Source organism: Deinococcus taeanensis (assembly GCF_020229735.1).
In the GTDB taxonomy this organism is placed as follows: Bacteria; Deinococcota; Deinococci; order Deinococcales; family Deinococcaceae; genus Deinococcus; species Deinococcus taeanensis.
Genome location: NZ_CP083456.1, coordinates 338,709 through 364,965, shown reverse-complemented (window position 1 = coordinate 364,965; position 26,257 = coordinate 338,709). Strand labels below are relative to the sequence as shown.

The 26,257-nt window shown below is 69.2% G+C and carries 25 protein-coding genes; 10 read left to right on the top strand and 15 right to left on the bottom strand.

Annotated elements, in window-relative coordinates:
- Positions 1-4: 4 nt before the first annotated feature.
- The 3 genes from LAJ19_RS15380 to map all read right to left on the bottom strand — a co-directional run bounded on the left by LAJ19_RS15380 (position 5) and on the right by map (position 5,235).
- Positions 5-877, bottom strand: coding sequence for a phytanoyl-CoA dioxygenase family protein (locus tag LAJ19_RS15380; RefSeq protein ID WP_225523389.1), 873 nt, complete (start codon positions 875-877; stop codon positions 5-7).
- Between the two features lie 632 nt (positions 878-1,509).
- Positions 1,510-4,296 carry a GAF domain-containing protein gene (locus LAJ19_RS15375; RefSeq protein ID WP_225523388.1) on the bottom strand — a complete coding sequence of 929 codons (2,787 nt, stop codon included), beginning with the start codon at positions 4,294-4,296 and terminating at the stop codon, positions 1,510-1,512.
- Between the two features lie 195 nt (positions 4,297-4,491).
- Positions 4,492-5,235, bottom strand: coding sequence for a type I methionyl aminopeptidase (map, locus tag LAJ19_RS15370; protein ID WP_225523387.1), 744 nt, complete (start codon positions 5,233-5,235; stop codon positions 4,492-4,494).
- A gap of 642 nt (positions 5,236-5,877) precedes the next feature.
- On the opposite strand from map, the gene LAJ19_RS15365 reads away from it, so the two are divergent.
- Positions 5,878-6,765: a C39 family peptidase gene (locus LAJ19_RS15365; RefSeq protein WP_225523386.1), complete on the top strand. Its 888-nt coding sequence runs from the start codon at positions 5,878-5,880 to the stop codon at positions 6,763-6,765.
- 21 nt (positions 6,766-6,786) lie between these two features.
- Here LAJ19_RS15365 and LAJ19_RS15360 read toward each other — a convergent pair whose 3' ends face one another.
- On the bottom strand, positions 6,787-7,878 hold the full coding sequence (locus LAJ19_RS15360) for a serine hydrolase domain-containing protein (RefSeq protein ID WP_225523385.1): 1,092 nt from the start codon (positions 7,876-7,878) through the stop codon (positions 6,787-6,789).
- A gap of 185 nt (positions 7,879-8,063) precedes the next feature.
- Here LAJ19_RS15360 and LAJ19_RS15355 point away from each other — a divergent pair, with 185 nt between their 5' ends.
- The gene (locus LAJ19_RS15355; protein WP_225523384.1) at positions 8,064-8,459 is read left to right on the top strand and encodes a cupin domain-containing protein; all 396 of its coding nucleotides are present in this window, start codon (positions 8,064-8,066) and stop codon (positions 8,457-8,459) included.
- 183 nt (positions 8,460-8,642) lie between these two features.
- On the opposite strand, the gene LAJ19_RS15350 is transcribed toward LAJ19_RS15355, so the two are convergent.
- Complete coding sequence (locus LAJ19_RS15350) at positions 8,643-8,894, bottom strand: hypothetical protein (protein WP_225523383.1); 252 nt, start codon at positions 8,892-8,894, stop codon at positions 8,643-8,645.
- 261 nt (positions 8,895-9,155) lie between these two features.
- Here LAJ19_RS15350 and LAJ19_RS15345 point away from each other — a divergent pair, with 261 nt between their 5' ends.
- Complete coding sequence (locus tag LAJ19_RS15345; RefSeq protein WP_225523382.1) at positions 9,156-10,022, top strand: metallophosphoesterase; 867 nt, start codon at positions 9,156-9,158, stop codon at positions 10,020-10,022.
- 173 nt (positions 10,023-10,195) lie between these two features.
- Here LAJ19_RS15345 and LAJ19_RS15340 read toward each other — a convergent pair whose 3' ends face one another.
- On the bottom strand, positions 10,196-10,963 hold the full coding sequence (locus LAJ19_RS15340) for an aminoglycoside adenylyltransferase domain-containing protein (RefSeq protein ID WP_225523381.1): 768 nt from the start codon (positions 10,961-10,963) through the stop codon (positions 10,196-10,198).
- 317 nt (positions 10,964-11,280) lie between these two features.
- On the opposite strand from LAJ19_RS15340, the gene LAJ19_RS15335 reads away from it, so the two are divergent.
- From LAJ19_RS15335 to LAJ19_RS15325, 3 genes are all read left to right on the top strand, one after another.
- Positions 11,281-13,170, top strand: a complete 1,890-nt coding sequence (locus tag LAJ19_RS15335) for a glycoside hydrolase family 2 protein (RefSeq protein WP_225523380.1) — start codon at positions 11,281-11,283, stop codon at positions 13,168-13,170.
- A 258-nt stretch (positions 13,171-13,428) separates the two neighbouring features.
- Positions 13,429-13,758 (top strand): hypothetical protein, encoded by a 330-nt coding sequence (locus tag LAJ19_RS15330; protein ID WP_225523379.1) that lies wholly within the window; start codon positions 13,429-13,431, stop codon positions 13,756-13,758.
- 78 nt (positions 13,759-13,836) lie between these two features.
- Positions 13,837-13,959 (top strand): DUF72 domain-containing protein, encoded by a 123-nt coding sequence (locus tag LAJ19_RS15325; protein WP_225523378.1) that lies wholly within the window; start codon positions 13,837-13,839, stop codon positions 13,957-13,959.
- A 173-nt stretch (positions 13,960-14,132) separates the two neighbouring features.
- Here the strand turns inward: LAJ19_RS15325 and LAJ19_RS15320 are convergent, their stop codons facing one another.
- Together LAJ19_RS15320 and LAJ19_RS15315 are read right to left on the bottom strand one after the other, a co-directional pair.
- Entirely contained in the window at positions 14,133-14,585 is a 453-nt protein-coding gene (locus LAJ19_RS15320; protein WP_225523377.1) for a response regulator, read from the bottom strand.
- A 24-nt stretch (positions 14,586-14,609) separates the two neighbouring features.
- Complete coding sequence (locus LAJ19_RS15315) at positions 14,610-15,044, bottom strand: response regulator (protein ID WP_225523376.1); 435 nt, start codon at positions 15,042-15,044, stop codon at positions 14,610-14,612.
- Between the two features lie 686 nt (positions 15,045-15,730).
- Here LAJ19_RS15315 and LAJ19_RS15310 point away from each other — a divergent pair.
- Positions 15,731-16,120 carry an HU family DNA-binding protein gene (locus LAJ19_RS15310; protein ID WP_225523375.1) on the top strand — a complete coding sequence of 130 codons (390 nt, stop codon included), beginning with the start codon at positions 15,731-15,733 and terminating at the stop codon, positions 16,118-16,120.
- A gap of 942 nt (positions 16,121-17,062) precedes the next feature.
- Here the strand turns inward: LAJ19_RS15310 and LAJ19_RS15305 are convergent.
- From LAJ19_RS15305 to LAJ19_RS15295, 3 genes are all read right to left on the bottom strand, one after another.
- On the bottom strand, positions 17,063-17,755 hold the full coding sequence (locus LAJ19_RS15305) for a response regulator transcription factor (protein ID WP_225523374.1): 693 nt from the start codon (positions 17,753-17,755) through the stop codon (positions 17,063-17,065).
- A gap of 126 nt (positions 17,756-17,881) precedes the next feature.
- A complete protein-coding gene (locus LAJ19_RS15300) occupies positions 17,882-18,244 on the bottom strand; it encodes an ArsR/SmtB family transcription factor (protein WP_225523373.1) in 363 nt (120 codons plus the stop codon).
- A gap of 90 nt (positions 18,245-18,334) precedes the next feature.
- A complete protein-coding gene (locus LAJ19_RS15295) occupies positions 18,335-20,563 on the bottom strand; it encodes a heavy metal translocating P-type ATPase (RefSeq protein WP_225523372.1) in 2,229 nt (742 codons plus the stop codon).
- A 413-nt stretch (positions 20,564-20,976) separates the two neighbouring features.
- Here LAJ19_RS15295 and LAJ19_RS15290 point away from each other — a divergent pair, with 413 nt between their 5' ends.
- Together LAJ19_RS15290 and LAJ19_RS15285 are read left to right on the top strand one after the other, a co-directional pair.
- A complete protein-coding gene (locus LAJ19_RS15290; protein WP_225523637.1) occupies positions 20,977-21,237 on the top strand; it encodes a cold-shock protein in 261 nt (86 codons plus the stop codon).
- 284 nt (positions 21,238-21,521) lie between these two features.
- Positions 21,522-22,457: an ABC transporter substrate-binding protein gene (locus tag LAJ19_RS15285; RefSeq protein WP_225523371.1), complete on the top strand. Its 936-nt coding sequence runs from the start codon at positions 21,522-21,524 to the stop codon at positions 22,455-22,457.
- 219 nt (positions 22,458-22,676) lie between these two features.
- Here LAJ19_RS15285 and LAJ19_RS15280 read toward each other — a convergent pair whose 3' ends face one another.
- Positions 22,677-23,024: a hypothetical protein gene (locus LAJ19_RS15280; protein WP_225523370.1), complete on the bottom strand. Its 348-nt coding sequence runs from the start codon at positions 23,022-23,024 to the stop codon at positions 22,677-22,679.
- Between the two features lie 460 nt (positions 23,025-23,484).
- On the opposite strand from LAJ19_RS15280, the gene LAJ19_RS15275 reads away from it, so the two are divergent.
- Positions 23,485-24,870 (top strand): serine hydrolase domain-containing protein, encoded by a 1,386-nt coding sequence (locus tag LAJ19_RS15275; protein ID WP_225523636.1) that lies wholly within the window; start codon positions 23,485-23,487, stop codon positions 24,868-24,870.
- Between the two features lie 99 nt (positions 24,871-24,969).
- Here the strand turns inward: LAJ19_RS15275 and LAJ19_RS15270 are convergent, their stop codons facing one another.
- From LAJ19_RS15270 to LAJ19_RS15260, 3 genes are all read right to left on the bottom strand, one after another.
- A complete protein-coding gene (locus LAJ19_RS15270) occupies positions 24,970-25,149 on the bottom strand; it encodes a hypothetical protein (RefSeq protein WP_225523369.1) in 180 nt (59 codons plus the stop codon).
- A 22-nt stretch (positions 25,150-25,171) separates the two neighbouring features.
- Positions 25,172-25,471, bottom strand: coding sequence for a helix-turn-helix domain-containing protein (locus LAJ19_RS15265; protein WP_225523368.1), 300 nt, complete (start codon positions 25,469-25,471; stop codon positions 25,172-25,174).
- An 89-nt stretch (positions 25,472-25,560) separates the two neighbouring features.
- Positions 25,561-26,256 (bottom strand): hypothetical protein, encoded by a 696-nt coding sequence (locus LAJ19_RS15260; protein ID WP_225523367.1) that lies wholly within the window; start codon positions 26,254-26,256, stop codon positions 25,561-25,563.
- Between the last annotated feature and the right edge of the window lies 1 nt (position 26,257).

Sequence of the window (26,257 nt, the reverse complement as noted above, 5' to 3'; positions counted from 1 at the left end):
GCGCTCAGGCGTCTCCCATCATCAGGCCCTCGATGGTGTGGCCCTGAACAATCGGTTCGAGTTCATCCACCACCCGGCAGATCAGGTGCGCCCGGACCGACTCCGGCAGCTGCTCGTAGTACGCCCGCGTGAACTGCAGGTCGTGAAACTCATCGTGACCGGCGCCCGGCGCGTCCACGCCCAGCACCAGCACCGGGCGCGGCTTGTCGCTGACGTTGGCGGTGCCGCGGTGAATGGTGAGGGCGCTGCGCACCGAAATGTCACCCATTTTCGGGAGTTTGCGCTGTGCGAGCGCCTGGTACCGGGGGAACAGGGCCACCGGCGGGAACATGCCGTGATCGTAGTCGGTGGGGTCATCCCACTGGGTGCCCGGGGCAATCTCAAAGGGCCCCATGTCCTCTTCGACGTCCACGGTGGTGAGGTTGAACGCCAGGGAATTCAGGCGCCGGTCGACGAGCGTTTCCTTCCCGGCGCGGAAATCACGGTGCCACGGCTGGTCGCGCGCGCCGGGATTGGGCACGTCGAAGCCGATCTCGACAATCTTGTAGTCCGGGCCGAGCACACTGGCGCACACGGTCTGCACCCACGGGTGGGTGATCAGGTCGAGAAAGCCGCTGATGTCCTGCGGGTGAATCTCCACGTAGTGGCGGTTGGTGCCGCGCCCGACCGCGCCGCCTGGACGGGCCAGGGCCTGCTGGTAGAGCGGCGCGAGCTCCTCCCCCAGCCGGGCCGCCCACTCGCGCGAAAAGGCGCCTTTGAGGCCGAGGATGCCGTCGCCGTACAGCGCGGCCATGATGGCCGGCACGTCGTACTCCGGCGAGGCGTACGGGGTGGCGTTGATCTGGGACTGAGGGGAAACAGCGGGGTCTGCGGTCATCCGGTCCTCCTGCGAGGGGTCATGGGTGTGGGCGGTGCGGATACGGGCATGCTAGTCCGCCGCCTGGCCCGTCCGGGTGAGCCGGCATTGAGGATTCTCCGCCCCAGGTGAGCGCCCGCGGGCCTGCCCGGCCAGGGCGGCCCGGCAGGGCGCCCGGCGTCGCCGCCGGACGTCAGGCCCGCAGTGGTGGTCAGCGTTCACGCCTGCACGGGCAGCGCCCCGCTGACCGCCAGTGAGGCGCCAGCAGGCAGGGCAGCCGTGCGGCCGGTCTCCAGGGACAGCGGACCTTCCCGGCCCGGCGGCCTGTGACGCACCGGGGAGGACCGGCCAGAGCACGGAGGGGACGGCCAGGGGGCCTCAGCAGCGGGCGCCGCTGGCCGGCCGCAGCCGCTCGGCGCGGGCCACAGCTCGCCCCGCGGGTGCCGGGCGCCGCGCACCTGCGCGCACGCAGCGCCGGCCGGCGTGCCAAGCTCGGCTGCGTGAGCGCACATGACCAGGCGAACCAGGCACTGATCGAACTGCTGCGGGAGCATCTGCCCGCCAGCGCCGCGGCGGCCCCGGACCGGCCCCCGGCGTCTTCCCTGCCGCCCGCCGGCGCTGACCCCAGCGAGGCGCGGCGTGCCCGGGGGGGCTCAGCGTTTGGGCAGCGTGAACCCGAACGTGGCGCCGGCGCCGGGCACGCCCATGGCCGTGACCTGCCCGCCGTGCCGGTGAATGATGCGCCGCACGTTCGCCAGTCCAACCCCAACCCCTTCGAACTCGTCGTAGCGGTGCAGGCGCTGGAAGACCCCGAACAGCTTCGTGGCGTACCGCGGGTCGAAGCCGGCGCCGTTGTCCCGCACGAACACGGCCCACTCGTCCGGCCGGTTCTCCGCCCAGACCTCGATCACCGCGGCGTCGCGGGCCCGGGTGTACTTCAGGGCGTTTGACAGGAGGTTGAGCACCACCTGACGCAGCGTGTCGGCGTCGCCCATCACCACCGGCAGCTCACCCACCGTCCACGTGACCGCGCGGCCCTGGCCTTCCGGCCGCAGGTCCTGACGCACCTGCTCCACCACGGCCCTCAGGTTCACCGGCGTCACCTTGAGCGGCAGCCGGGACGTGCGCGACATGTCGAGCATCGCGTCGATCAGGGTGTTCATCCGCCGCGCGGCGTCCTCGATCACCGTGAGATGCCGCGCGGCCCTGGGGTTGAGGCCGTCGCCGAGCTGCCGGCGCAGCAGTTCGTTGAACCCGATGATGTGCCGCACCGGCGTGCGCAGGTCATGCGACACCGAGTACGCGAACGCTTCGAGTTCCTCGTTCGCGTCTTCCAGCTTCCGGCGCTCCTCGAGCAGCTGAACGACCCCTTCGCGCCCCTCGAGGGCCAGCCCGAGACTGCGCACGGTGGTTTCCAGCACCGCGCGGTCCGCGGCGTTCCAGCGCCGCGCTTCAAACAGGGTGACGTTAAAGGCGCCGGCCACCTCGCCGCGCACCAGCACCGGCAGCGTCGCCACGGCCTGCACCTGCCGGAAGAGACCCGGCGGCTCCGGCGTGGGCGCCGGCGCGTCCCCGAGGCGCTCGTGGAACAGCGGCTGGCCGGTCCGGTCCGGTTCGTCGAGCACCGGCGCCTCACCCACCGGGAAGCCCGCGTCGATCACGGCCTGAAGTGCCGGGGAGACCGGCGCGCCCACCTGCGCCGTGGCGTGCCAGTGGCCGCCGGATTTCTGGTAGTACAGCGCCAGGCTGCGGGGCAGCAGGGACTGCACCATCGTCAGCGCCCGGTCGATCAGCGCCGCCGGGCCGTTGGACTGGGTCAGGTCGCGGCTGAGTTCCGCAAACGCCTCGAGCGCCCGCGTGCGGGCCTCGAGTTCCTCGTTCTGACTGCGCAGGAAGCGCGCGGCTTCAGCGCGGTCGAGCGCGAGCGTCAGGCCCCGCCCGACCGCGCGGACCAGCGCCCGGTCGCGTTCCGTCCAGTGGTGCGTGTTTCGCAGCCCGAAGATCATCAGGTGATCGGCCTTGCCGTTGACGATCAGCGGGGTGGCCGCGGCCGCGCCGTACGACCCGGTGTGCGGAATGCCTTCACGGTCCGGGTCCCACGCGTCCGTGAACACCGCTCCGCCCGCCTGCAGCGCCCGCTCGATCACCGGCGTGCTGCCGGGAAGGCCGGAGCGGAGGTGGTCGAGCAGCGGTCCGGTGAGGTCCTCACTCCAGACCTGGGCGACCCACCGGTCATCCCGCCGGGTGTAGTAGGCGATGCTGCCGTCCTGAAAGCGGGTCCGCAGCAGCGTCACGGCCTGGCGCGCCAGGGCCAGCACGTCCGTCTCGGTGCCCACGGCCTCCGTGAAGGCAACGAAGGCGTCGAGCGCCGCGGTCCGCGCGTTGAGTTCCTGTTCCGCCGCCGCGCGCTCAAGCGCCAGACCCAGCGTGCCGGCCGCACGCCGGAGCAGGTCGCGCTCCCCGTCACGCCAGTCGCCCGCCGGACTGCGCCACACGGCCAGGAGTCCGGCCAGCGCGCCGCCGGGAATGCGAATGGGTTCCACGGCAAACGCCATGGGCGGCAGGCCGGCCACACCGCCGCCGGCCGCGGAATACTCCGCGTAGTACCCGGCCTCTCCGGTGCGTGCGCACGCGGCGAGCAGCGCGGCCCCGGCCAGCGGAATGCCGCCGTCCAGAAACGCCGCCATGCCGGGCCACACCTTGCCCCACACGGTGGGCGCGCGCAGGACCCCCTGCTCCAGCATGACGACCATGGCGGTGCGCGCCTTCAGGATGTCCCCCAGCAGCGGCAGGGCCAGGTGCCCGACGTCGCCGGGCCGCCTCGCGGACTGCAGGGCGTCCCCGAGTGCGGCGAGCGTGTCCGCCCGGGCGCGCTGAGCGGCGAGTCGCGCCGATTGCGCGGCGACCTGCCCGTTGAGGCCGGTCAGCAGCCGGGCCCGCCCGAAGCCGATGGCGCACTGCGCCGCGAGCGTGCGCATGAAGCGCCGCTCGTCCTCAGAAAAGGTGTGCGGTTCCAGGAAGTCGATCACCAGCACCCCCAGCGGCTGCTGGTCGAGGTACATCGGCAGCACGGCGGTCGCGGCCACCGGGGCGGTCGCGCCGGTCCGCCGCTCCACGTTCGGGTACCGGCGGGCCAGCTCGCGGTCCTCCTCGAAGTACAGGGGCGTGCGGCGCGTGATGGCGTCCGCGGCGGGTCCATCATCATCCGTCAGGGCGCCCTGCCAGACTGTGGCGGCGCCGTCGGCGTACCCGACCGTGGCGCCCAGACGCAGCGCGTTCCCGTGCTCCGTGGCCAGCAGCACGGTGGCCGCCGACGCCTGCAGGGCCTCCACCGCCGGGTGCAGGATCACGTCGAAGACTGCTTCCTCGGTGTTCGCCCAGGCCAGCGCCTCGGTGACGTCCTGCAGGCGCAGGGCCAGAGCTGTGGGGGGAGCGGTCACCCGGTCAGCATACGGAAGCGGCCGCGGCCGTGGGCTCACCGATCTTCAATGAACCTGCATGTCTGCGTCTGCCGGGCGAACGCGCCGCGCCTGCCGCCATGACCAGGGGCCTGAGCGCGGGCCTGCACTTGCCAACGCCTCAGGGGGGCGCACGGCCACGGCCGAGGTTCCATCTGGCCCGCCTGAGCCGCGCGGTCAGGCCGTCAGAATCAGAGGCTGGTCGCGGGTGATCATGACCGTGTGCTCGAAGTGCGCGGCGAGGCCGCCGTCCGTGGTGCTAAGGGTCCAGCCGTCACGCCGCGTCCGGACGCGCGGTGACCGGCCCGTGGACACCATCGGCTCCACCGCGATCACGAGCCCTTTATGCAGGGTCTGGCGGTCTTTCGCCCGGTAGTAGTTGGGCACATTAGGCTGCTCGTGAAGCGCGCGGCCCACGCCATGACCGAACAGTTCGCGCAGAACGGTGAAGCCGCGCCGCTTCACTTCACGCTCAATCGCCTGGCCGATGGCGTTCACCGGCCGCCCAGCGTTTGCCGCCGCCACGCCCGCCCAGAACGCCGCTTCGGTGCACTCGATCAGGCGCAGGGCGACCGGGGCCGCCGGGGGCACCGCCACGGTCACCGCCGCGTCCGCGATGTACCCGTTCACGAACGGCGTGACGTCCAGACTCACCACGTCCCCGGCGGCCAGTGCGCGCCGGGTGGGCAGGCCATGCACAATGTCGTCGTTCACGCTGATGAAGACGTTCACCGGGGCGTTGTACGTCATGCGGGGCGCCGACCGTGCCCCGTGGTGCCGGAACACCTGTCCGGCCAGAGCGTCGAGCTCGGCGGGCGTCACACCCGGACGAATGGCCGCCTTCAGGGTCCGGAGGGTCTGCGCGACGACCTGCCCGGCCCGCTGCATGCCCTGAAGTTCAATCTCAGTGGTGATCGTCATTCCCCAATGTACGGCGCCGTGCCCGCGCGGCACCTTCGCTTCGTCAACGCCGCCTGACCCTGGTGCCAGTGGGACCGGCGAACGCTGGTCGTGACCCACCGGCAGGGAAGAAACGTGAAGTTCCGGGGGTACGGCGACGGCCGCAAGCAGGGCCTCAGGAGGGGCCTCACGAACCACGCGGCCAGCGGGAGCTGGGTGCCGACCTGCAGCCGGGCGGCCCTTTACCCTGTTGCTGCGCGCAATCTCCGCCCCTCAGACGCGACCAGACAACCAGACAGGCGCCGGGCCACGTTCACGCTGCGGCTCGCCTGGACCGGGGCGCGCTCCCACCGGACCGTCATGACCGCGTGCAGCCCCCATGACCGCGTCACGCGCGTCAACAACCGGGACCGGCGTCCACTGCCCACGGCGCGGCCGGGCATGGGGGGACGAGGGGTTTCCCCTCGCTGGAACGCGGACTCCACGGCCGGCACCTCCACCGCGCTGTGCGCGGCAGCCGCGGCGCTCTCCAGGCCGCGCCCGGTGAGCCCCCCGGGCCTGGTGATCCCCCCGCAGAAGGACCGCCGCGCCGTGGGCACGACCGTGAAGTCTGTCTCAAGGGCGTCGGGAGGCGCGCAGCGGAGCAGGCCGCAAAGATGACCTATGACTGCGTGGGGAGCGCTGCTGGTGACAGTGATCTGGGGCAGCGTGGCCGCGGCGGCCGTCCCGGCGGCCGTTACCCTCAGGAACATCCGGCATGAGCCTCAGGCGCGGAACAACTGCGGGCCGGTGACGGCGCTGACGGTGCTCGGGTACTACGGCACCCGGGTCACGCAGGCGCACGCCGCCGCAGCCCTCAAGGACAGTCCCAGCGACCCGCAGGTCACCAGCCTGGAGCTCGCCGCGTACTTCGGCCGCGCCGGGTTGCGGAGCGTGATCCGCTCGGCTGGTGATGCGCCGCGGCTCCGGGCGCTCGTGGCCGCCGGATTTCCGGTGGTGCTGCAGCAGCGGCTGCGCGAGGGCAGCGCGGTCGCGCATTTCCGCACCGCGTACGGCTACCGCGCCGGCCACTTCCTCATCAGCGATCCCCTGCTCGGCCCCGCCCTGCGCCTCACGGACGCGCAGCTGATGGCCTTGTGGGCGTACTACAACGGGGAGTACCTCGTGGCGTACCCCCCCTCCCGCGAAGGGGACGTGCGGCGGATTCTGGGCGAGGATTACCGCGCGGCCGGGAACTGGCGGCACCTCAGGGCGCACGCCGGGGAGGACGTGAAACGCCGTCCGCAGGACCCGTACGCGTGGTGGGGTCTGGCGAAGGCGCAGCTGCGGCTGGGTGACCTTCACGCGGCCGTAAGCGCGTTCGACCGCGCCGTGAACCTCGGCGTTCCCGCAGCGTACTTCCTGTACCGGCAGGAGGCGTTCGAGGCGTGGACGCAGGCAGGGCAGCACCAGAAGACGCTGAACGTCACGGAACGGGCCTTGAACCTCGACCCAGGCAGCAAGGAACTGCGCCGGTTCGACGCCCTGGCCCGCGCCGCCCTGAGGCGCTAGTGGGGGGTCAACTTTGGTTTGTCAGAGCTCCAGAATCCGGTTCACGAAAGCCGTGAAGCGGGTTTCATCGGCTTGGGCGTGTGGATGCCGCCAATCGACGAGCCGTACTGCCACCAGCCTCGCCTCACGGTTCACCACCAGATGCTGCCCCAGTGACCCGTCATGCCTGAACCCCACAAGGGGACCGGTGCGGACCGCCACCCACTTCGTTCCTTTGGGAAGTGCGGGCGGGACCAGGCCCGTCACGTTCATTCGAGCCACCAGACTCCCCTGCGTGGAAAACGTCCCCACCGTCTCCGCCAGAGCGCGCACCTGTTCATCGGTCCCGCCAGCCTCCTGTACCGCCTGAACATGCTCCGGCGTAATCTCATAGTGCGTCCAGGTGGGTAAGGTCCACCACAGCAGGCCGATACTCTCCGTGAGCTTGGTGGCCGGTTGGGTGCTCAGGCGCATCCAGGCCGGGTCGATCAGAACCGTTTGTTCGAACGCGCCGTCATTGCGGGCCAGTTCCCCAAGCCGGGCGAGATCCAGAGGTCTCAGGCGCAGGCCACTCATTCCATGCGGATTTCCGGCAGTGTCATGGTCCCAGCCCCAGTCCTGGATGCCAAGGGGAGTGAACAGCTCCTCGCGAGCGAACTCATCCGCTTTCCGACCCGTCGCCTGCTCAAGCAGGCCCAGGATCAGATTGACTGCTTTGTTGTTGTAGGAGAACACGCTTCCTGGAGCGTGTTCGAGTTCTGCACTCAAGGCCAGCTGCACGAAATCCGGGCTGGGGTAGATCTCTGTACCGGCGTCCGGCGTGTTCTGCAACCCACTCGTGTGCGTCATCAGGTGGCGGAGAGTGATGTCTCGCTTCTGTCCTTGTCGCCACTCGGGATAGAACTTGCTGACCGCCACGTCGGTGCTGGGGAGCAGCCCCAGGGTGAGGGCCCGGCCGACCAGCAGGCTGACGATGGCCTTGGTGAGGCTCATCGTTTCAATCGCGCGGTCGCCTTGCCCGTCGAGAATTTCATTCACAAGAGGCTGACCGTTGTGAAGAAGCACCAGGGCGCTGGTATTGGTGCTCCGGGCTTCATTGAGCAGGGCCGTGAGCTGATTCGTGGCGAAAGGCATCATCCCACTGTAAGGAGGCCTGGGGAGAAGCGCAGTCCACTCTGTGGAGAATGGTGATCGGTCCCACCCTCACAAAACAGACAGACCAGTGCTGACACTCCACTCATTCAGTGCCCAGCTCGCTTTGATGAAAAGGAGTGTAGAAGATAAGCTCTGGCAGCTGAAGTCTGGAGTAACCACCCGACATGCTTGGAGACATTGACAGTGAACAGGTGGCCCTAACCGAACACGAGCAGCAGCCTTGGCATCACCATCCCTACTGGCAGGTAGCCCGTCGAGACCTGATTGGTCCTCTGTCCGGGGCGCAGCACTGCGAACTCTCGGAGCAGCGGGCCGAACCAGGCGGATACGTTCCGATCCATCACCATGACGTAGAAGAAATCATCACCGTCGTCAGTGGAACCCTAAGCGTCATGGTGGGCGGCCAGTACTTCGAGATGCCTGCCTCCACCAGTGTGGTGATCCCCCCTGGAGTCGAGCACGGCTGGCGGAACAAAAGCCAGTCATCCGCGATATTCCTGGTGTATTTTCCGGCGCTTGACCCTGCGTCACACTGGCGCGAGCCCAAAAGCAAGATTTGAGGCGACGACGCCTCAAAGTGAGCTGGACAGCGGACTGGTGGCCTCCCCCCTGCCAGCGGGGCCACTCGGTCCTGCGGCGCAACCGGGCCGGGAAGGGTGCTGCGGGGCCCCGGGATGGGGGCAAACGGACCTGGACGGCCGTTTCAGAAGCGCAGCGCCACCCGTGCGGTCAGGCGGGCAGGGTCACGGCGACGGGTCGAGCAGCACGACTTCTGTTGCGCCAGGCATGCCGGCCTGCGCGGCGGCCAGTTCCTCGAGCGTGCACGCGGGCGGCAGGAGCGGCGAGGCGTGAAGCGCCAGAGCAATCCTCTCCCGGGCGCGGTCGATCAGGCTGTCGCGCGTGGGCGCCGTCACGCGGAAGTGCAGTGACGGCACCAGGGCCACCCACTGCGGCCCGTCAGGCGACAGCAGGGTCAGGAACGGCGAGGTGAGCATCTTCTCACTGTGCACTTAATCTGCTCTGAACCCTATCCCCCAGGGTCGTCCCCCGGCGGGGGGGGCGGTGTGGGGGTGCGGCTGGCCCAGCGGGTGCATCCAGGTGGGGGGCTGACGGCGCCGGGGCGAGCCGTTCACCCGGCCGATGGTCTTCTCACGCTGTTCAGGGGGCCGCGCGGCGGCCGGCCCCTGCGCCCGCCCAGCCCCCCGCTCCGCGCCGCCGTTCGCTGCGCCCTGCGCGCATTCTCTAAGCTGAGGCCCATGCTGCTAAGGCGCGCCGTCACCACTCTCGGGTGGAGTGTCCTGACTTTCGGGACCCTCGCCACCGTCAACTCGTACCGGTTTGTGACCACCGTCCACCGTCTGGAACTGCCTGGGCTGACCCGCCGGGTGCGCGTCGCGCACCTGAGTGACCTGCACTACGGTCTGTTTGTCGGGCGCGGCACGGTCCGCCGCTGGGTGGACGCTGTGCTGCGCGCCCAGCCGGACCTGATTGCCATCACCGGCGACTTTCTGGATAGCGGGGTCGGCAACCGGCGCCACCGCAAACTGATGCAGGAACTCGCCCGCCTGAGGGCGCCGCTGGGCGTGTACGCCGTGTGGGGCAACCACGACTGGACCAGCCTGAACACCAACGCCACCCGCACGGCCTTCGCCGAGCAGCTGCGCCTGCATGGCGTGCGGCTTATCAACAATGCCGGCCTGCAGGTGCGTGAGGACCTGTACGTCGCGGGCGTCGACGACTGGTGGTTCGGCACGCAGGACCTCACCGCGGCGCTTCAGGGGCACACGGGCGGCGCCGTGGTGCTGCTCGCCCACAACCCCGACTACCTGACCCAGGTGCCTGCCCAGGTCAGCCTGACGCTCAGCGGCCACACCCACGGCGGGCAGATCCGCCTGCCTTTGTTTGGCCCGCTCAAACGGCGCTCGACCCTGCTCAACGTCCTGCGGGGCTGGGTGAGGGGGACGCGCATCGTGCAGTCACCGGATGAAGGAACGCCGGCCGACACGCCGGACGGCCAGGCGCTGGGTTTCGTGTCGCAGGGCCTGGGGGTGACGGGGGTGCCCATGCGCTGGGACTGTCCCGCCGAGCTGGTGATCCTGGACCTGAACCCTGTGGATTGCTGATCCGAGCATCCGTCTGGAGCAACCTGACGGTCAGCAGGCCCGAAGACTCGACGTCTCAGTGCTGACCAGCCGTGGCCGGTCGAAGGTTCGCCCGGTGCCCTCCACCGCTCCAGCGCAAGCCATGGACCAGGACTGGTGCCGGCGCCACGGGACCCCAGCCTGGCCGGGTGCCCTCACGTCACATCGGCCTGCTGCCCCGCCCAGAGGATGAATGCCTGGGCCTGCGCATTGAGCGCCGCATCGAACGTCCCGTCCGTCTTCCACTCGGGGACACGCTGGGCCAGTCCGGCCCACGGCTCTGGCAGGGCCATGCGGCCCCAGCGGACCGCGGCCGGCTTGCTCAGCAACGCGCCGCTCTCCAGCGTCGCCAGCATCCGGCAGCCCGTCTCGATCACATAGGCCGCATGCGAGCGGGGCGATTGCCAGGCCGGATCATCCGGCGTGCGGGCAAACCCCACCCAGTCCCGCAGCCGTTCCCTCACCGCGCCACGGCATGCGGACGGGGGGACCGGCGCGATGAACGTGTCCGGCGGGGGCCCGGACAGGGCCTGCATCCCCTGGAGCACCGCCCACCGTTCCAGCAACCAGTTCGCCCCGTGCGCCCTCCACGCCAGCGTCTCGCCCCGCCCCAGGGTCGGGTGCTGTTCGCCGGGTCGCCACGCCCACGCGGCGGACCGGGGCAGGTACGCCAGCTCGAGCTCGTGGGCGAACGGATGCGCCAGGGTGGCCACGCGCTGGTGCATCGCCTTCACGGCTTCGAACGCCCGCTCGCTCAGGGGCCGGTCCACCACGCAGAGCAGGTCGATGTCACTCGTCTGAGGGTCGAAGTCACCCAGCACCAGGGAGCCGCGGAGGTAGACACCCAGCAGCTGACGGCCCAGGACCGCACGCTGCTCGCCGATGAGGTGGGTGATCAGGGAGGCGATGTCGGCAGGGAGCATGGCACCAGTGTGAAGGGGGCTGACCGTCCGGCCGGGCCACACTTCTGCCCGGGTCAGTCGGCCCTCCCGGGGTGCACGGGGGACCGCCTGACAGGCCGCCCGGTGCTTCCGGGGCCGCCTGCGCCGCCCGGTCCTTGAGACCGCGTCCGGCCGCGCCGGCCCTTTCGCCGCTGGGGCGCGGGCGCCGCAGGGCCGGCCAGGAGGCTGGACACTGGCCTCACGGGCGCTCCCGAACCCGACGCCAGAGCACGCAAGTGTTAGGAAACACTCGTGACCAATCAGACGGCAGCCATCACCTCGGCGCGGCACCATGGGGCATGCATGTTTCCAACCATCCTGAGCCGCTTCTCGAACGTGCTCACTGGCGCAGCCTGGACGGTGAGTGGCGCTTCGCCTTTGATGACGCCGCCGCCTGGCAGCATCCGGACGACGTGGTCTTTGACCGGGTCATTCAGGTGCCGTACGCCCCGGAAAGCATCCGCAGCGGCATTCACGACACGGGGTTTCACCCGGTGGTGTGGTACGGCCTGAGCCTGCAGGTGGAAGACTGTGAGCAGGTGAGCACCTGCGGCTCGGACGGCCGCCTGCTGCTGCATTTCGGCGCGGTGGACTGGCAGGCGTCGGTGTGGGCGGACGGGCAGCTCGTGGTGACCCACGAGGGGGGCCATACGCCGTTCGTGGCGGACATCACGCGTCAGGCTGGCGTCGCGGCGCGCGAAGGCCGGCCGCTGGAGCTCGTGGTGAGAGCCGAGGACGACCCGCACGACCTGGCCAAACCGCGCGGCAAGCAGGACTGGCTGCCCGAGCCGCACTCCATCTGGTACCTGCGCACCACCGGCATCTGGCAGACCGTCTGGCTCGAACGCGTGCCCGCGAGTTACCTGCGGCGCCTGAAGCTGACCGGCGACATGGAAGGCTGGAAGATCACCCTGGAAGCCGACATTGCCGGGCAGTGGACGCCCGGCACGCTGCTGCGCCTTCAGCTCAAGAACGGCGAGGACATTCTTGCCGACGACCGGTACTACCTGCAGCGGCCGGACATCTCGCGCGTCATTCCGCTGCCGGACCCCGGCATCGACGACTTCCGCAACGACCTGCTGTGGAATCCCGACCATCCCCGGCTGATCAGCGCGGTGGTGGAACTCCTGCGGCCCGACGGCACGGTGATCGATCAGGTGCGCAGCTACACCGCGCTGCGCACCGTTGGCGTGCGCGGCGGGCGGTTCATGCTCAACGGCCGCCCGTGGTACCTGAGGATGGTCCTGGACCAGGGGTACTGGCCTGAAGGGCTGATGACGGCCACGGACGATGAACTCCGGCGCGACGTCGAACTCAGCCGGCAACTCGGATTTGACGGCGCCCGCAAACACCAGAAGATCGAGTCCCCCCGCTACCTGTACTGGTGCGACGTGCTGGGCCTGATGGTGTGGGAGGAGATGCCCAGTCCCTACCGCTTTACGCCGCAGGCGGTGCGCCGGCTCAGCCGCGAGTGGGAGGAGGTGCTGGAACGCGACTACACGCACCCGTGCATCGTTGCCTGGGTGCCGCTGAACGAATCGTGGGGGGTGCCCAACCTGCCCACCAACCCGGCCCACCGCGATTACGTGCAGGGCCTCTACTACATGACCCGGACGATTGACCCCTCGCGGCCCATCATCGGAAATGACGGCTGGGAGCACGTCGCGACTGATATCGTGACGATCCACGATTACGCGGCTGACCCCAAGGTCCTTGAGCACCGCTACGGGACCCTGGCGCGGACCACCACGACGCTGCAGGGCCTCGACCCGGCCGACCGCGCCGTTCTGCTGCCCGGCTTCAAGGCCGCCGAGCACCCGGTGATGCTCTCGGAATTCGGCGGCATCGCCTTCCTGCCCGAGGGCACGCCAGGCGGCGCCGCGTGGGGCTACAGCCAGGTGGACAGCCGCGAGGACTTTACGGAGATGCACCTGTACCTGATGGCCGCCGTGCACGCCTGCAAGGGCCTGTCCGGGTTCTGCTACACCCAGCTGACCGATACGTTCCAGGAACGCAACGGTCTGCTCAATGCCGACCGGTCACCCAAGGCGGACGTTCCCACGCTGGCCCGCAGCAACCAGGGGCTGCGCAACCCGCGGGACACCGGCGTGGACCCCCTGGACAACCCGGCCGGGTCCGAGGAGAGCTGGAGTGACCGCCTGCTTGAAGGCCTGCTCGGCGACGACTGAAGCTGGCGCCGGCCCGCTGTGGCCGGGGGCCTGAGGGCACCAGCGTCGGTGCCACCGGCGGGCCAGCGGGTCCGCCTGGGCGGGTTCATTCACCGCGGGTCTTTCGCAGCTGCAGGCTTCCCTCCTGCGCGCCGGGCCGGGCAGTCCGGCGGGGTCGTGAAGCCGCCTCACGCCTGGAACGGCCGAGTAGGAGCCGTTCCTGCGCGCTGGCGCTCATCTGAGGCACCACGGCGCCATCCACCCGTGTAGCGTGCAGCGATGAACACGACGCTGAACCTTTCGACAGCAGGGTTAAGCCTGGGCGTTCTGGCCGCGGGCCTCATTTTCGCGTACGGGGTGTGGCTGGGGCGCCGGGAGACCGGCTGGAGGGCGGCTCAGGGAGTTCTGGCAGCTGTGGTGCTGGGCTCCCTGCTGCCGCTGCCGTTCCTGTTGGGCGTGCCCTTCATGCCGGGGGGGCAGTTCACGACCGTCAGCGGCGCGTTTATGCTCGCTGCGGCGAACATCGTCCAGGTGGGCCTCATGTTCCTGCCGTGGCTGGTGGCCGGCAACTGGCTGGAGATTCTGCGCCGCGAAGGCTCACGCGCCTGAAGGCATCGCCTCCGCTGCCGGCTGCGGCCCGAGCCGGGGCGTGATCCGGCGGACGCCCGCCGCCTGAGCGCGGCGCCGGTGGCGGCTCATCCCCGGGACGTGTACGTGCATTTCGACAATGACATCGGGGCCCACGCCCCGGCCGACGCGCTTGCCCTGGCCCGGTTGATGAGCGGCGGCGCAGGGGCCACCGCCGGCTGACCGGACCCGACCCCAGCCTGAGGAGCCTCGGCCGGGCAGCCGCCGCAGGGGAAGCGGCGGCCGCTCTACAGGTCCGCCTGCAAGCCGAGCCGCCCGCCTGCCCGGAGCGGCCCCCGGAGGGTCGTGACCTGCACGTTCCGGCCCCTGCGCCCTTCGTGGCCTGCGCCGTCCCTTCAGCCTTCCAGGGCAGGGAGGGACGCGTACTGCGGTCGGCGCGCGTGCCGGCAGAACCGGACGAGGGCCTCGATCTGATGGACCAAGTCGTCGAACTGCAGGCCTTTGACCCAGTAGGCCCCCACCAGCAGGTCGTACGCCTGCTGGATGTCGGCCGGACTTTCCGAGGTGGAGAGCATCACCACCGGCTGCCCGCGCAGCTGAGGGTCCTCGCGGATGGCGCGGAGCACGTCCAGGCCGTTCATGACCGGCATGTTGAGGTCGAGGATCACCACGTCGGGCCGGTCGGCCGAGTGGCGGCGCAGCCACGCCAGGGCCTCCAGGCCACTCTGGCAGAGGTGAAGCTTCACGGCCTGCGCGATGCGGCCGAACGCTTCTTCGGCCAGCAGGCAGTCGGCGAGCTGGTCTTCCACAAGCAGCACCTTCAGTGGCGCCTGAACAGTGGTGGGCATTGGCTTATGATGGCACGTCTGGCCTCATGGGCGGCCTTTATGGAAGCGGGCGTGCTGCCAGAAGCCCACGAAGTCCTCGATCTGCCGCACGAAGCCCGCGAAATCCGCCTGCTTGACCCAGTAGGAACTGACGACCAGTTCATACGCCTGTTGGATGTCACCCGGCTGATCGGAGGTGGTCAGCATCACCACCGGGAGCGGCCGCAGCACCGGATCCTCGCGGATGGCCCGGAGCACGTCCAGGCCGCTCATGCCGGGCATATTCACATCCAGGACGATCACGTTCGGCAGCGGGTTGCCCGGGTCGCGCAGCCAGGCCAGGGCCTGGTCGCCGGTCGCGCACAGGTTCACCCAGACCTTGGCTGGCAGCAGGTCGAAGGCTTCCTCGGCCAGCATCCGGTCAGCTTCATTGTCGTCCACCAGCAGGATGGAGAGGGAATCCGGACGAACATTAAGCATAGGTTCATGATGGCAGGGTTGCCGCCCCGGCGCATCGGCTTGTCAGCGTAGGCCCGCGCCGGCCGGCCGGCGCGTCAGCTGAAATGCCCAGCCAGCCGCCCCACGCGCCAGAGCTTACCGGCCAGACCCGGCGGGGACCACATGCCCCAGCGATCACCCGGGGGACGCAGCTGCCTCAGCTGCTCAGGCGTGTCGATGCCCCCCGCGGTGGCCATCAGGTCCACTGCCTGCGCGAGGTGCATGGTGGCCTGAACCGGGGAGGAAGCGGCCGGCGCCGGCAAGCAGGGCTCGGCGCCGGCCCGGGTGGTGCAGCAGATCGCTCACCACGTGCGGGTCTGCCCGCATGATTCAGGTACGCTGAGCGCCGCTGGCCCACGGGGCAGGGCGATGGGTCGGAGCGGGGCGGCGGCGCCTGGATGATGCCGATTTCACCCGCCCCCATCGGCCTGAGCGGCTCACAGAACCGCGGCCGGCCCAGACCTCGCCCGCCGGAACAGCTGGTCAACGCGGTCCGGCGCGCCTGCTCACTCCCGACCGCGTTGCGGGGGGCTTCCCCTGGCGCGTGACGGATTCACTGTCTGGCACGCCTTTCACAGTGAACGGTACCCGAGGGGCACGGGTCTGAGGGCCCCCACCGGGTGCTTCCCGGCTTGCATCTGAGCTGTGCATCACGTCACACTGTGCGCATGACCAAAAAGACGACGAAAGCGCCCGCTGCCAAAGCTGCCGGGAAAACCTCCACGAAAGCGGCGGCCAAAGCCCCCGCCAAAGCCGCGGCCGCGGCGCAGCCCGCTGCCCCCACCAAGGTCGCCAAGACCCAGATGGTCGACCAGGTGGCAGAGAAGACCGGCCTGACCAAGAAGCAGAGCGAAGAAGCCGTGAGCGCCATGCTGGAAGCCATCGTGGGCGCCATCAAGGGCGGCCAGAGCGTCGGCCTCCCCGGCCTGGGGACCCTGAGCGTCCGTGAAACGGCCGCGCGCACCGGCGTGCGTCCCGGCACCAGCGAGAAAATCCAGATTCCCGCCGGCAAGAAGGTCGCCTTCAAGGTCGCCACGACCCTCAAGGGCAGCCTCTAAGCACCGCAGCGGCGTCAGAGGGGAGACCGCGTTGGTCTCCCCTCTTTAATGTTCTGGGAGGCCGGGTGGCGTGCCCGGGGTCGCCCGGCCGGGGCGGGTCACCCGCCGACGTGAACCAGCGGGCACTTTCTCACGTCTGGGGCCACCCCCGGCAGAAGTTCCTGCGTGCGCAGCGGAGTCTCCTCTTCCCCAGCGAGCAGGACGCGCAGGCCGCTCGGGGCGGGTGCTTGTGCATCCGAAGGCGCCGTGCTGCGGCGCACCCGTGACCTCCCATCCATGCAGCGCGGCGGTGCGGTCCGCGGGGGGCGCTTCCACTCCCGGGCGCGCTGAAGTCGACGGCCGCCCGGCACCGGACCGTTCCCCCGGCGTTCGGGCGGCTGGCGATGAGGCGCGTGGGGGGCCAGCGTGCGCCTGGGCGGCGATGCCGAGGCTCACCCGCTGGTCACGGGGAGGTGGCGCAGCGGTCACCGCGCAGGATGACGCGCCGTACCGCCCAGGTGCGCGGCGGCCCAGTGCGCTCCCCGCATGGTCCACGCCTAGCGTCTCTTTCCCTGACCCGGCCCCGTTCTCATGACGGAGCGCCTCCAAGGAAGCCCTGGGCCGGCTGGCCGGAACATTGGCCGCTGTCATCGAAACCGGCCGGGCGGGTCCGGCCTTCAGAGCGGGGACGACGTCAAGCGGCGCGGCGCCGGTCTCCGGATGGTCATGCTCAGCACTCGTGACCTGCGCGATGAGGGGGTTCGCGGCGCGGGTCTTCGGCGCGGACGCCTCCCGCCTGAACAGCGTCTCATTGGAGGCGGCCTGCGCGACGGGGACATTGGGGCTCAGCGTGCGCGGCCCAGGTCACGCGGCGCCCGGGCTGCCCAGCCCACTGCATGTTTTCCTGGGCGCTGCCGGCCACGCTTGCGGCGCATTCACCCGACCCACACCCGGCGCGCGGCGTCAGGGCACCGCGAGCAGGGTGACACCCACGTCCCGCACGACGCGCATGGCGGCGCCTGCTCCGGCTTCGCCCAGCTTGCGTTTCAGCATCCGGAGGTGCCCGTCCACGGGATCACCGGCGGAGCCCTGCTCACGCCACAGGCTGCGCTGCAGCTCGTCGCGGCTGTGCAGGTAGCCGGGCCGCTGCGCGAGCAGCCACAGCAGGTCAAATTCAGGGCTGGACAGCGGGACGTCCTGGTCGCCGGACACGCACCGCCGCGTGTCCGGCAACAGCCTCAGCCGTCCGACGGTCAGGGGCGCGTGCTGCGGCGCCGCGAGGGCCACGTGAACGCGGTCCGTGAGATCGGCAGGGTCGAACGGCTTGGTGACGTAGGCGTCCACACCGGCGCACAGCAGTTCGATTTTCCGCTCCACGCCGTCCAGGGCCGTGAGCACCACAATCGGAACGCTGCTGGTGCGGCGCACCTGACGGGCCACGGTTTCACCGTCCACGTCCGGCAGGCCCAGGTCGAGAATCACCAGGTCCGTGGCGTGCTGCTCCAGGGCCTGCAGGCCCGCCGCGCCGTCCACCGCTGTCACCACGCGGAAGCCGGCGTCTTCCATATCCAACTGGACGAGCCGGGCGATGTCCGGGTCATCCTCGATCACCAGGATGGTGCGCTGCCTGTTTTCACTGTGCCTGTCTGCCTTCACACTTCAGGCAATCACACCCCGGGGGAGCGCTGGGGCCAGAGGTGCTCAGGTGACCTTGTGGTTCCAGGGGCGGCCGGGGTGGGGGCCGGGGGGGCGCCGGCGCCGGAAAGTCCGGGACGCGGGCCGTTACTCGCGGGCGTGGTCCAGGGCGTTGCCGAGGGTCGTGGTGACGTGATGGTCGAGCAGGCGGTAGTACGCCACCCGGCCTTCTTTGCGGTACGTCACGATGCGTCCGGTACGCAGCAGACGCAGCTGATGGCTGACGGCGCTTTCGCTGATGCCCACCACGGCGGCGAGGTCACAGACGCACAGCTCGGTGGCCTGCAGGGCGCTGAGGATCCGGATGCGGGTGGGGTCCGCCATCAGTTTCAGGAACGCGGCCGCCTGCTCGATGCAGGCGTGGTCAGGTTGGTGCGTGCGGGCCAGGTCGACGGCCTCCGGGTGCAGGCAGTTCACGTCACACACGTCATCCTGAGTGGCGGCTTTCACGCTGTCAGTGTAGGGGGCGCCGCGCCGGATGAGCGTCCCTGCGTCACTGTCCGGTGGCCCGCGCCGCAGACCAGCGCGGCCGGGCCCCGCTCAGGCGGGGTGGGGCGCAGGGCTGGCCGGAACAGGCGCGGAACGGTGAGGGGCCCAGCGGAGCAGGCGCAGGGCGTTGGCCGTGACCAGCGCCGTGGCGCCGGTGTCGGCCAGGACCGCCATCCAGAGATTGGTGTGGCCCAGCAGGGTAGTCACGAGGAAGATGGCCTTCAGGCCCAGGGCGAACGCAAGATTGATCCTGATGTTGCGCATGGTGGCGCGCGAGAGACGCACGAGGTCCGCCACGCCGGTTACGCGTTCGTGCAGCAGGGCGGCGTCGGCCGTTTCGAGGGCCACGTCGGTGCCGCCGCCCATGGCGATGCCGACGTCACTGTGCGCCAGGGCGGGCGCGTCGTTGATGCCGTCACCGACCATCGCCACGCCGCCCTGCGTTTTGTACCCGTCGATCACGCGGAGCTTGTCTCCGGGCAGCAGGTCGGCCTGCACCTCCAGGCCCAGGTCGCGGGCGATGGCCTGCCCGGTGCGGGCGTTGTCGCCGGTCAGCATGACGGTCCGCACGCCCAGCGCGCGGAGTTCCGCGATGGCGCTGCGGGCGTCAGCGCGCGGTTCGTCGCGGAGGGCAAGAATGCCGAGAGGCTGGGCGCCGTCCAGCAGCAGCACCGCGGTGCGCCCCTGTTCTTCCAGGCGGGTGAGGCGGGCCTGCAGGGCGGCGCTCAGCGGCGCGAGGCTGGCGGCGTGGCGGGGCGAGGCCACGCTCAGGGCGCGGCCTTCGGCGGTCGCGGTGACGGCCCGGCCGGGAATCGCCTGCGCGTCCATCACATGGGGCAGGGTGAGGCCCGCCTGTGCGGCCCTGGCGGTGATGGCGCGCGCCAGAGGGTGGCTGCTGCCGGTCTCGACGGCGGCGGCCAGGCGCAGGACGTCCTGCGTAGGGAGGTTCAGGCCGATGATGTCGGTCACCTGGGGCTGCCCGGCGGTGAGGGTGCCGGTCTTGTCGAACGCGACGGTGCGGACGCGGCCGATGGTCTCCAGGGCGCCGCCGCCTTTGACGAGCAGGCCGCGGCGGGTGCCGGCGCTGAGGGCGCTGGTGATGGACGCGGGGACGCTGAGCACCAGCGCGCAGGGGCAGCCGATCAGCAGCAGGCTGATTCCCTTGTACAGCCAGTCGTGCCACGCCCCGCCCAGCAGCGGCGGAAGCAGCGCGACGAGCGCGGCGACGAGCACGACGCCCGGCGTGTAGGACCGGCTGAACCGGTCGATGAAGCGCGCGGTGGGCGCCTTGTTGCCCTCAGCTTCCTCGACCAGCTGAATGATCCGGGCGATGGTGTTGTCGGCGGCCGCGGCGTTCACCTGCACCCGGAGCACGCCGCTGGCGTTGATGCTGCCGGCGTACACGTGGTCGCCGGGACTTTTGGTGACCGGCACGCTTTCGCCGGTGACGGGGCTGTCGTCGAGACTGGAGGTGCCGCTCACGATGGTGCCGTCGGCCGGAACGCGGCCGCCGGGGTTGACCTGCACGGTCTGCCCCACCTGCAGCTCTGCGGCGGGCACCTCTTGCAGGCCGGCCGCGCCGACGAGCAGCGCAGTGTTCGGGGTGAGAGCGGTGAGCGCCTGAATCCCTGCCCGGGCACGCCCGGCGGCGACACCCTCGAGCAGTTCCCCGACTGCGAAGAAGAACACCACCACCGCGCCTTCCGGGGCTTCGCCGATGGCGACGGCGCCGATCGCGGCGAGGCTGACGAGCATGTTGATGCTGAACGGATCACCGAGGCGCGCGCTGGCGAGCGCTTTCCGCGCCAGGGGCCACACGCCGAGCAGCGCCGCGGCGACGTAGCCGGCCGTGGCGAAGCGGGGTTCGGCGAAGCCGAGGAGCCACGCGGCAGCCAGGAGGACGCCGGAGGTGATCACGAGCCGGCCCTGCGTGGTGCGGGACCACGCCAGGCTGGCCGGCGCGCGGCGGCGGCTGTGACCGGTGAGGTCAGGCCCCGCCTGGGCAGGCTGGGTGGCGGGCTGGGCGGCCGGGCTGAGCAGTGAAGGGGCGTAGCCGAGGGCTCTGAGGTTGGTTTCCAGCAGCGTGCGGGGGGTGCGCCGCTCATCAAGGTGCAGGGTGAGGGTCTGCCTTGTAAAGCTGGCGGTGACGGCTGCGGTGCCGGGAAGGGCACCGACCATCCGCTCGACCTTCAGCACGCAGCTGGCGCAGTCCATTCCGTCCACGCGGTACGTCAGGGCGCCGGGGTCAACGCCAGCCTCGGGGCGGGTGACGGAAGTCATAGGCACATGATACCTGAGCGCCTGCTCAGATGTTTGTGACGCCTGGCCCCTGAAGCGCGGCGGACCCTGCTGGGGCGCCGGCCCGGTGCCCTCCAGCCGGCCCGCTCAGCCTCACTCTGCAGGCGACCTGATCTCGCAGCTTGGAGGCAGGCACTGGGACAGAGTGTTCCGGGCTTCCGTGCACACGCGCTTGAGAAACCCGGCCCGCGCCCCGGGCCAGCAGTGAGGCCTGGAGCGGCGCCCGCGACCGACCTGCCGCCCACGCCGCTGTCTCCATGATTTGTGACATACGTCACACCAAAGATGGAGGAGGGTCGTTAAGATCAGCGAATAGTTTCCAAGTAGACCGTGATTGAAAGCGCGCGATACACTGGTACGTGCGCTTTTCCGTGTTGGAAACTCAGGAGTTGATTATGGCTGTAGGTAAAGTGAAATGGTTCAACGCAGAAAAGGGCTTCGGTTTCATTCAGACGGAAGGCAGCCCGGACGTGTTCGCACACTTCAGCGCCATCCAGGGCAGCGGCTTTAAAAAGCTGAACGAAGGCGACGAAGTCGAATTCGACGTTGAAGAAGGCCAGCGCGGCAAAGGCCCCCAGGCCAAGAACATTGTCGTGACCAAAGCGGCCCCCGTCAGCGAGTACGGTGGCGGCAACCGCCGCGACGACCGCTGGTAATTCGTACCCTCAATGAAAAAGAGCCCTTGCGGGCTCTTTTTTTGTTGCCGGCCGGGCGCTGGAACCGGCTGCTTCTCCAGGCCCCAGCCCCCTCAGCCGGCTTTACACCAGGCGGACCGTCAGCCGAGCCGGGTTCTGCGGTGGGAACCGCGCCGCCGGCCCATAAAGCGCGCCTGTGCAGACCCCTGCTGAAATCCGAGCTTGCAAGTTGGATTTCAGTCCGGCAGACTTCCAAAGCTTCTGACGGGCCGCCCTTGTGCAGCCCATCAGAGAAAAGGGGATTCATGCGCAAACGTCACCTGTTTACGGGCATGCTGCTGTGCAGCTTCAGCCTGTCGGCGGCCACCACCTACCCGGTGACCATCTCCCACGCTGCGGGCACCACCACACTGACCAAACGGCCGCTGCGGGTCGTGGCCCTCGGCCCTCACGCCCTTGACCTTCTCCTCTCCATCGGCGTGCAGCCGGTCGGCTACGGCGAGGCGTCCACGTTCCTCAAAACCCCGGCCTTCGGGTCCCCCATCCGCGACATCAAATACCTCGGCAGCCGGGTCACCTCCAGCCCCACCAACGTGGGCGACCGCTTCAACCCCAACCTGGAGATTCTGCTGTCCCTCAAGCCGGACCTGATCATCGGTGAGGACTACGCCGCGCAGGTCTACCCGCAACTGAGCCGCATCGCCCCCACGCTCCTGTTTAAAGGCATCGACCGGAACGAGTGGCAGAAGACCCTCCCCCTCATCGCGCAGGCACTCGACCGGGAGCCGACCTACAGCAAGGTTCTCAACACGTACCGCAGCGGCGTGCAGACCGCCAAAGCCCAGCTGGCGGACGCCACCCGGAACAAACGGGTGCTCGTGGTCTGGACGGCCGGCGGTGACGCCAGGAACACCTTCACCATCAGTGACAGCCGCGACTGGACCGGCGGCCTGCTCAACGACCTGGGCTTCAACGTCATCGACGGCGACAAGAAAGAAGCCGTGGTCAGCGTCGAAGGCCTGGCCGCCATCAACCCGGACGTCGTGATCGTCCTGGCGGCCGGCGCCAGCACCCCGGCGCGGGCACGGGCGGACTGGAACGCCAACCCCATCACCCGGCAGCTGCGGGCCAGCAAAGCACAGCAGGTGTACTTCTTTGACTATCACCTGTTCCGCCGCATCCGCGGCCCGATCGCGGCGCAGCTGATCGAGCGTCAGATGGTCAAGCAGATCGTCAGGTAAAGCCTGGCCGCCAGCGCGTCTGCACGCCCGCCTCCCATCCGGACTGGCCCGTCAGGGCGTCCAGACCCCCGAAAGGGGAGCAGCTGCCCAACCTCATCCCGCCCCCGTCAGTGTGACCACGCGCGGTCTGCTCCGTTCCTCCGGGAACTGGCCGGGCCGCGCGCTCACGTCTCCTGCCCCACACAGGACGGTTGCAGCGTCCCAGACCGCTCAGAGCCTTCAGCTGTCCGGATCGGCCTGCCAGTCGGTCAGTGTGTACGCCCCGGCCACCATGCCGGCCAATCCCAGGAAATACAGCCGTTCGCGGGACTCATGCCGCAAGGCGGCCAGCCCCAGCAGCACCGGAAGCGTGCCGAGCTCAATCTTCCCGTGCAGCGGGAACGGCAACACGCGCTTCAGGGCTGGCGGGAAATCAGTGAGCGCCGTGACCCCCAGGTACGAGGCCGCGAGACCCGCGGACAGCGCCTGCGCCTGCGGCGAGAGCCCAAGGAGACGGGGCCCGGCGAGCATCAGGGCGCAGGCGGCGTAATCGACGATGCCGTGACGGGTGGGGGTCAGAGGTTTCATAGGTTCAGGGTGCGGCGCCACGGTCTCATCCGGGTGGCAACCGGTTCAGGCACCCTTGAACGAGCCTGCGGGGAAACTTAAGGCCCACGCGTGAAGGGCAGGGTGACCGGTCCGCGCCGCCTGGCCACCAACTCCCGGGGATGACCAACCGCTTGTCCGGGCAAGCCTCACATGGCGGCATTCGCCGACGTCATCGGCCCGTGGTGTGAGGTTGCGCCTGTGGGCCAGGAAGCATGCGGCTGGAGACGTGCTGTATCTGCCTGCGCCTCAGTCAAGGTGCACTGGAAGGTGGGAAGTGGAAGAGCCTGGCATAAGCACCTGGGCGCTTCGTTGTTCGCTGTCTCCGCCGTCGCCGACCGGGAAATATGCACAGCGTCAGTGCAACAGACGGGACCCCTGGCGCAGGACCGGACGGAGAGCGTTTCACCATTTTCGTTAAGCTTTCACTCGGGGTGCCGTGATGACCGAAGCCTTGTGGGAGCAACCACCGCCCGGCGCCGCGTTCTATGACGCTTTGCAACAGCACGCCCAACGGCTGATGCGGCAACATCACGTTCCTGGGGCTGCCATTGCAGTGCTGACGCCGACCGAGGAGCGCGCCTTCACACTGGGAGTGACCAACGTCGAGCGCCCGCAGTCCCTCAGCCGCGACACCATCGGGCAGATCGGCTCGATCATGAAGCCCTTCACGGCGCTGCTGCTCCTGCGTCTCGTCGAACAAGGCCTGCTCGACCTCGACGCGCCCATGCGGACCTACCTTCCTGAATTGCAACTGTCCGACCAGCACGCCACGCAGCGGGCGACGCTCCGGCATGTCCTGATCCATACGGGCGGCTGGCGGGGTGACGTGTTTGCGAACACCGGGGACGGTGATGATGCGTTGGCGAAGATGGTTCGGTTGCTGGCCGAACAGCCCCAGGTGACTCCCCTTGGCGCTTACTGGTCGTACAACAACGCCGGCTTCTACCTGGCCGGACGTGTGGTGGAGGTCGTCACCGGGATGCCGTTCGAACATGCAGCGCGCCAGTGGCTGCTCAAACCGCTTGGGTTGGATCATTCGTTCTTCTTTCCTGCGGAAGTGATGACCCGTCACTTTACTGTCGGTCATGTCCGGCAGAACGACCAGACGGTGGTGGCCAGACCCTGGAATCTTCCCCGCAATTCCGCGCCTTTCGCTGGCCTGGCCTGCTCCCTGGAAGACCTGATGCAGTTCGCGCGTTTCATGCTGGGCGATGGACGCAACGCCCAGGGAGAACGACTGCTCAGTGAGCAAGGGATGGCCTCTCTGCTGCACCCGCAGCAAGAGACGACGGACGGACGTTGGGTGGGCCTGACGTGGAACGTGGCGCTGGTGAACGGCGTGCAGGTGGTGTCGCATGTCGGTTCAACGGGCGGGCAGACAGCGGTGCTGGCATTGGTTCCGAAACTGGGGGTCGCTCTCGCGTCGATGACGAACGCCGCTGCGGGTCTGGAGATGAATCGTGCGTTGCTGGACTGGTTTTACCAGCATCTCCTGCACGACGAGCCCCGGGAACCGGTCTGGCTCACGTTGAGGCACGATGAGCTTGTGGAGTACGAGGGGCGGTATCAAGTTCCCGGAGACCGACATGGCTTTCGGGTCACGGCCAGCGACGGTGAACTGATCTTCGCGTTCCAGCGGGGTGAAGGCCCGGAGGTGTTTGCTGAAACAGATCCCTGGCCCCCAGCCCGGCTGGCTTTTCATGCGAATGACCGGGTAACAGTGCAGGACGGGACTCTCAAGGGAATGAAGTTCGATTTCCTGCGTGTAAACGGAACGGTTCGCTATCTGAGGGCGTTCTCGCGGATCATGGTTTGTCAGCCATAAGGTGTGAGGCGCTCGGCGTCCCACCTGGCAAGGCCTTTGCTTGATCCTTTGTCGGCAGTCGAAATCCTCTTCCTGCCGTGCTCAGTCCACCGGGGCCGTTCACAGGAAGGCCTGCTGGGGGCCCTGACACCCGGCAGCGCGGACGCCCAGGCCCCCTTCCTTTGCGGCGGTCCGGGACACGCTGACCAGCAGGACGTCCACCTCGGTCGACATGGAACTGCCCTTTTCGTGCGACTGGCGCTGGAGCACCGCCGGGTAAAGCAGCGCGGTGCCGGACACGCCAGGGTGAAGAGCCGGAAGCTCAGCTCGCCGCGCGGGCCCGGCGCACCGGGTCGTCCGGCGCCGCGTCCAGGACGTCGCGTTCGTTGACGCCCGGGTCGAGGCTGACCAGCCCGGCCCGCAGCGCCCACCGCGCGGCGTGAACGCGGTTGCTGACGCCCAGGCTCGCGTAGATCGCGCACAGCTGATTGCGGACCGTTTTGTCCGACAGGTTCAGCTGGAGGCCGATCTCCTGGTTCGAGTACCCCAGCGCCAGGTTCCGGAGAATGTCCAGTTGCCGCGGGGTGAAGATGCCGCTGAACGGGGAAGGCGTGAGCTGCATAGGTGTCCTTGTGCCGCCGGTGTGGCGGGCGCCTCAACACGCCGAGGCGGGAGCGTGACGCCCCCACCTCGGTCCGGTGACGCGGACGCTCAGCGCAGCGCGCCGGCGTCACTCTGAATGCGGTACGCCCGGCCGCGGCTGTCCGTGAACGACAGCGTCACGGTCCCGCTGCGGGGCAGGGCAGGCAGGTCGAAGGCGTAGAAGATGACCCCGAGGTTCCGGAAGTCCGACTGGCCGCTGGGCAGCACGAAATTGTCCCGGTACGGGCCGTCCACCACCGGCCGGGCGGTGTAGGTCTTCCCGGCCACGGTCAGGGTGGCGGGCTTGTAGAAGTCCAGGTAGCTTTTTTCCCGGTTGGGGGTCAGGGTGACCTTGTGGGTCAGGTACGCCTGCTGCCACTGCTCGAGTTCGTCGTCCACCGCGTACGGACTGTGCGAGTACACCCGGAAGACGAGCTTCCCGGCGTACGTCCGGGCGAGCGCCGCGGCCTGCGCGTCTGACAGGGGCTTGTTTTCCAGGTGCGCGAGGTACGATTCGTACCGCAGCCGCTCGAAGGGCGTGCTGAGCACCACACCGTCGACTTCCGGCGAATTGGGTTTCAGGATCAGGTCGTCGTTGTAGGACTTCACCAGGTAGGGGCCCACGACGTACCCGCTCTCGCGGGTGTTCATGGCTTCCCCTTCCTGCTTGGCCTCCTGAACCTGGGCGGCACTCAGGGCGGGCAGCACGGCGGACGCGAGAGTGCTCAGCGTCAGCGCGGCGAGAATCAGCGCGGCTCGTCTCATC

Excerpts from the sequence above, each read along its gene's own strand:
- LAJ19_RS15380 (WP_225523389.1), bottom strand. The coding sequence starts at position 877 with ATGACCGCAGACCCCGCTGTTTCCCCTCAGTCCCAGATCAACGCCACC.
- map (WP_225523387.1), bottom strand. The coding sequence starts at position 5,235 with ATGACGATCACCACTGAGATTGAACTTCAGGGCATGCAGCGGGCCGGG.
- LAJ19_RS15365 (WP_225523386.1), top strand. The coding sequence starts at position 5,878 with ATGACTGCGTGGGGAGCGCTGCTGGTGACAGTGATCTGGGGCAGCGTG.
- LAJ19_RS15360 (WP_225523385.1), bottom strand. The coding sequence starts at position 7,878 with ATGCCTTTCGCCACGAATCAGCTCACGGCCCTGCTCAATGAAGCCCGG.
- LAJ19_RS15355 (WP_225523384.1), top strand. The coding sequence starts at position 8,064 with ATGCTTGGAGACATTGACAGTGAACAGGTGGCCCTAACCGAACACGAG.
- LAJ19_RS15350 (WP_225523383.1), bottom strand. The coding sequence starts at position 8,894 with ATGCTCACCTCGCCGTTCCTGACCCTGCTGTCGCCTGACGGGCCGCAG.
- LAJ19_RS15345 (WP_225523382.1), top strand. The coding sequence starts at position 9,156 with ATGCTGCTAAGGCGCGCCGTCACCACTCTCGGGTGGAGTGTCCTGACT.
- LAJ19_RS15340 (WP_225523381.1), bottom strand. The coding sequence starts at position 10,963 with ATGCTCCCTGCCGACATCGCCTCCCTGATCACCCACCTCATCGGCGAG.
- LAJ19_RS15335 (WP_225523380.1), top strand. The coding sequence starts at position 11,281 with ATGCATGTTTCCAACCATCCTGAGCCGCTTCTCGAACGTGCTCACTGG.
- LAJ19_RS15330 (WP_225523379.1), top strand. The coding sequence starts at position 13,429 with ATGAACACGACGCTGAACCTTTCGACAGCAGGGTTAAGCCTGGGCGTT.
- LAJ19_RS15320 (WP_225523377.1), bottom strand. The coding sequence starts at position 14,585 with ATGCCCACCACTGTTCAGGCGCCACTGAAGGTGCTGCTTGTGGAAGAC.
- LAJ19_RS15315 (WP_225523376.1), bottom strand. The coding sequence starts at position 15,044 with ATGCTTAATGTTCGTCCGGATTCCCTCTCCATCCTGCTGGTGGACGAC.
- LAJ19_RS15310 (WP_225523375.1), top strand. The coding sequence starts at position 15,731 with ATGACCAAAAAGACGACGAAAGCGCCCGCTGCCAAAGCTGCCGGGAAA.
- LAJ19_RS15295 (WP_225523372.1), bottom strand. The coding sequence starts at position 20,563 with ATGACTTCCGTCACCCGCCCCGAGGCTGGCGTTGACCCCGGCGCCCTG.
- LAJ19_RS15290 (WP_225523637.1), top strand. The coding sequence starts at position 20,977 with ATGGCTGTAGGTAAAGTGAAATGGTTCAACGCAGAAAAGGGCTTCGGT.
- LAJ19_RS15285 (WP_225523371.1), top strand. The coding sequence starts at position 21,522 with ATGCGCAAACGTCACCTGTTTACGGGCATGCTGCTGTGCAGCTTCAGC.
- LAJ19_RS15280 (WP_225523370.1), bottom strand. The coding sequence starts at position 23,024 with ATGAAACCTCTGACCCCCACCCGTCACGGCATCGTCGATTACGCCGCC.
- LAJ19_RS15275 (WP_225523636.1), top strand. The coding sequence starts at position 23,485 with ATGACCGAAGCCTTGTGGGAGCAACCACCGCCCGGCGCCGCGTTCTAT.
- LAJ19_RS15265 (WP_225523368.1), bottom strand. The coding sequence starts at position 25,471 with ATGCAGCTCACGCCTTCCCCGTTCAGCGGCATCTTCACCCCGCGGCAA.
- LAJ19_RS15260 (WP_225523367.1), bottom strand. The coding sequence starts at position 26,256 with ATGAGACGAGCCGCGCTGATTCTCGCCGCGCTGACGCTGAGCACTCTC.